The following is a 1,823-nucleotide window of genomic DNA, read 5'->3' on the forward strand; positions in this document are numbered from 1 at the left end:
GCAATCTCATCCCAAGCAGCAGCCGCGGCCATCATCGGCCCCGACCCCGGACCCGCATACATGCGACCGGAATTGATCTCCGGTGGTAACGCCCCGAAGTCCATGGCTACGAAGCACCGGGCTCGAACGACATGTATCCCCTCGTACGTGGTCTTGGGTCGATGACCTTGTGCAGTTGCTTGTTTGGGGAAGGCTAAATCGCCGCGCCGCCCCGTCGCCGCGCCGCGACAGGACCGCCGGTGCGGCGACCACCGTTCCCAGAGCGGCGTTACGACTGAGCGACGATGTCGGGCTGCCGTCAGGCGGATCTCGCCGCGACGGGCGTTTACCTGCGAGGACATCGTGTCAATGCCGTCCCACGCAGACCGGTCGTCGCGGTCAGGCGGGTCGATTCCGGGTGTCGCCGCCGACGTCGAAACCCCACTGCGGGATAAAAATCCGGCCGCAGATAAAGCCGATGCGAGGTTCGCTGCCGCGGCGACGAAGACAGCCACAACGAAGGCCGCGACGAGGTCGACGACCCCCTACCGGGAGCCGGTGCGGTTCGGGGGCGCACGCCGAAACGCGCCCTGCCGCCACTACTTTCGGGGCAGGGCGCGTTCTCGAGCGCGCCGGTGTCGCTGGGCCCGAGGACGCCTATCCGGCGAAGGGTGGTCGGGCCATGACGGTGGGTCGGAAGCCGTATTTGGGGCCGGCCCCGCCGTGTCCGCCGGCGCCCGCACCGGCCAGGGGCATGCCGCCGAGCAGGTTGCCGGGCCCGCCGGCGGCCTCGGGGGCCGCGCTGATGGTGCTGACCGGGATCGCATGCCCCAGCGCGGGTGCGACCGCCGGCGCCCCCGACCAGGCGACCGGCACCGACAATTTCCCGCCGATGGAGGCCGCGCTGCCCAACGCCGCCACCGGATGAGCAGCGGCCGCCCCGCCCCCGAGCATCCCGCCCAAACCACCCAGGGCGGGCAAAGCCTTGGCCGCGGCCGGCGCCGCGCTGGTGATCAACCCCAGCGACTTACCGATCTGCACGAAGTTGTTCCCCATACCGATACTGAAATACGGCAAACCCTCGGTGTTATAGAACAGGCTGGAAAACGGGTTGTAGGCGCTGACGAGGTCACTCAGGCTCCCGCTCGGGGTCGTCCCGCCAGTACTTTGTGCGGTCGGGGCCGTCGTGCCCGCGGTCGGGTCGGTCCCGTTCGAGCCGGGTGTCGCCATCGTCTGCAAGATTTTTGACGTGTTGGTTGCCGTCGAGTTGCTCGTCGCTTGGGAGACCGCAGCGGTCTGGTTCGCCTGCCCGGAATCGTTGGTGATCTTTGGCGCCTGCTGAAACGGTGTCTGCTTGGTCGCCGCCGATGACTGGCCCGCATAGCTGTACATCGCGCCCGCATCTTGCGCCCAGTACTCGCCGTATTGGGCCTCGAGTTGGGCGATCAGCGGAGTGTTTTGTCCCAACACGTTGGTCGCCTGTAACTGCTTGGATTGCATCCGGTTAGACGCCACCAACGGTGGCGGCACCGACGAGGACAACGCCGCCTCATAAGACGCCGCCGCCGCCCGCGCCTGCGCCGCGGCCTCCTCGGCCTGCGCCGCCGACGCGGTCATCCACGCGATGTAGGGCTCCACCGCTTGAGCCATCGTCACCGACGCCGTGCCCAACCACTCCTCACTGCTCAGCGAGGTCACCACCTGCTCATAACCCAGCGCCGCCGAATTCAACTCCGCCGCCAACGCACTCCACGCCGACGCCGCAGCCATCAACGACCCCGACCCCGGACCCGTATAAATCCGCGCCGAATTGAACTCCGGCGGAAAAGCCCCGTAATCCAACA

Annotated in this window: 2 protein-coding genes; both read right to left on the reverse strand. The window is 67.7% G+C overall.

From position 1 onward, the window contains the following. On the reverse strand, positions 1-104 hold a 104-nt coding region (locus A5775_RS24485), incomplete at its 3' end, for a PPE domain-containing protein (protein WP_156660508.1). 532 nt (positions 105-636) lie between these two features. Next, positions 637-1,821 (reverse strand): PPE family protein, encoded by a 1,185-nt coding sequence (locus tag A5775_RS00005; protein ID WP_067245283.1) that lies wholly within the window; start codon positions 1,819-1,821, stop codon positions 637-639. Positions 1,822-1,823 lie beyond the last annotated feature (2 nt).

Origin of the sequence: Mycobacterium sp. 852002-10029_SCH5224772, from assembly GCF_001667315.1 — a bacterium.
Lineage (GTDB): Bacteria > Actinomycetota > Actinomycetes > Mycobacteriales > Mycobacteriaceae > Mycobacterium.